Raw genomic sequence first — 2,851 nt, forward strand, 5'->3', positions numbered from 1 at the left:
ACTCATCAGTTCTAAAAAATAAATTCTAGAAAATTGAAAGAAAGGTTTGTTAGAACAAAAATTAGAAAAAAATTCTATATCTAAAGAACTAGTTTCTAAAATCATCAATCTTGAATTTTGTAATTCATTTGAAAAATCTAAGATATGAAACATCATCCAAATGATCTCTATATCTTTTTCAAAAACAACAATATGTTGATGATTTTTATTTTGTAATAAAGCTTTAAATAAAATTCCATTTCCAAAACCATAAAAATACAATACAGGATAAAGTAGGTATTTGTCATTGTAAGTATTTAGCATAGAGTTTAATTCATTTATAACATTTTCATAAAGAAAAGTATTATCATTCGTATCTTTTAGATTGATATCAAGATTATCTTTACCTAAGATAAGTTCAAATTTGCTAGACTTGATTTCTTTTAAACTTTCTTTTAAAAGAATATTACCTAAAGCTTCAATATTTTTGTTAAAGAGCTCTTTTTGGGTAGGAGTGAAGGTCATTGGAAATCCTAATTATTTTTTGACTATATCGTCAAAATTCCAATTTTCTAAACTTTTTTCTATGGTTTGGTTTTGAGTGTCAAGGTATCCTAAACCTTGTATAAACCAATTGTGTTGTATTTTTAAAAAATCTATCAAATTTTCTTTTTGCTTGTTTGCATTTAAAACTTCAAATTTTAAAATTTCACATTCATTATGAAAATAAATTGCTCGAGTAAGTTCGTTAAAAAATTTGAGTTTTTTAAATTCTTTAAAAAGATTTAAAAGATCATTTTTGATTTTTTCAAGAGTGTGAAAATCATCTTTGTTTTTTTCTAAAGTATATCTGAGTTTTTGAAGTTGAGTTTGAGCTTTTTTGATAAATTCTTTGGATTCTAAAATATTTTTTTGGAGATATTTTTTTGTTTTTTCTAATTTTTCTTTGGCTTGTTTTTTATCTAAAATTTTTGGAAAATCAAAAGGTTTGTTTAAATCCTTATCAAGTAAATTCTCACAAGCCCAAAGAAAAGGTTTTTCTATAGTTCCTTCTATCCTTGCTCCACCTTCGGTGCAATTGTAAGTGTTGATATGAAGTTTTTCTTTTGTCCAAAAAATATCTTTTTCAAAGGCTTGACGAAATAAATTCCAAGTAAGTTGTGTTCTTACTTTGCCTTTTCCGCCATAAGCTAAGGTATAGCTTTCCCCTCTGATTTCTTCACCTTGGTTGCCATGAATGTGTTCTTTAGGATGAGAACTTCCATCTTCACTATAAGCAAGATCTTGTCCTATAAAAATGATATTTTCAAATCTTAAAGCTCCTGCTAGTTCATAGATCATATTTGAAACACTGTGTCCTACTCCAAGATATCCATATTCATCAAGTTTTAAGCTGGCTGCAAAATTTAAAGGGCGATGCACAAGCATATAAGTTCTTTGATCTTTTTCCAAAAAATCCAATACTTCTTTGTGAACCACAGAAGCAAGTATGAAAAGTATGCCTTTGTTAAAATCGCCAAAATCATTATCAAAACATTTAGAAACTATATCATCACGCTCTAGCATGCAAACATAATCAGGCTTTATACCGTATTTTCCAAGGATAACATAAGCACTATCCGCACAAAAAATCGTAGCTTTATTAGCATACTTTTTTAATAAAGGTAATTGTTTGGTTAAACTTGGTCCTGTAGAAACAATGATAGCATTTTTAACTTTAGTCCTTCTTTCTTTAAGAAATTCTTGAAAAATTCCATGATTTAACATTTTAGGAAGATTATCTAAAGTATGCTTGATCCCCACTAAAGAATCATGTGGATCATTGCCTTTGTTTAAAACAATAAAGCGTATCATTTCCATGAGTTGGGTGTTTGTATTTTGTATTTGTGTACTTTGGAATTTTTGATAAAAATCACTATGGATAAAAAGATTAAAAATTTTTACACTTTTTTGAATGATTTCATAGTTAAAAAGTGTGCTAAGTTGTGCGGTATTTAGCGTTTGAGTGTAAAAAAGTATGAGTTTTTCATTTTTTAAGGCTTCACTAAAGTCAAATAAATGAAAAGCAAGGGCTAAAATTTCTAAATTATCTTCAAAAACAACAATATGTTGATGATTTTTATTTTCACATAAACTTTTATAAAGCATTCCATTTCCAAAACCATAAAAAAATAAAATAGGATATTTTGCGTATTCACTTTGAAAAAGGCTAAGATTTTCTAAAAGCTCTTGATTGGGATTTTGATAAAGTAAGATTTCATCTTTTGTAAAATTGATTCCATTTTCATTTTGAATAAGTTTCAAAGTTATATTTTTAAGTGATCTTAATCTATAAGCTAGAGTTTCATCAACTTCAAATAAAGCTTGAGTATTTTTTAAAAAAAGCTCTTCTCTCACCTTCTCACCCTTTCCATCGATTTATATAATTTTCTTTCTTTAAGTTTTTCTTCTAAAGGAAGTATATTTTTAATCAAAGCACTTTCTTGTGCTTTGATATGTCCATAAACTAATTCCATAAATTCTAAGTGTTCTTTTACCCAAAGAATACTTTTATTAAAAGCATCTTCTTTGGTTTTAGGATTTAAAACATAAATTCTAGCAAGATTAAGTTCAAATTGAGTTAGTAAGGGGCCTAAAATTTGTATCAAATCTTTTTGAGTATTGTAAAGTTCATCGATTTGAGTTTTGATTTTATCTATATCTTTAATGATCTCTTTGATAAGGGTTTCATTTTCTTGAGAATTTTGCAATACAATAAAAGAGTTTTTTATTTTATCATAGCTTTTAATAAATTTATCATTAAAATCTTTACAATGTTTAATACTTTGATAAACTTTATAATAAGCCTTAAGTAAAAACTCATTTTGTTTAT

1 protein-coding gene and 2 pseudogenes are annotated in these 2,851 nt (G+C 26.5%); all 3 read right to left on the reverse strand.

Features of this window, described 5'->3' with window-relative positions:
* Positions 1-504: pseudogene (locus AJ930_RS08875) on the reverse strand (motility associated factor glycosyltransferase family protein); the annotation flags it as partial.
* A gap of 12 nt (positions 505-516) precedes the next feature.
* The gene (locus AJ930_RS08880; RefSeq protein ID WP_070275225.1) at positions 517-2,376 is read right to left on the reverse strand and encodes a motility associated factor glycosyltransferase family protein; all 1,860 of its coding nucleotides are present in this window, start codon (positions 2,374-2,376) and stop codon (positions 517-519) included.
* A pseudogene (locus AJ930_RS10625) lies at positions 2,373-2,851 on the reverse strand (DUF115 domain-containing protein); the annotation flags it as partial. The gene AJ930_RS08880 and the pseudogene AJ930_RS10625, both read right to left, overlap by 4 nt.

This window comes from Campylobacter sp. BCW_6871, assembly GCF_001762325.1.
Classification (GTDB): Bacteria; Campylobacterota; Campylobacteria; order Campylobacterales; family Campylobacteraceae; genus Campylobacter_D; species Campylobacter_D jejuni.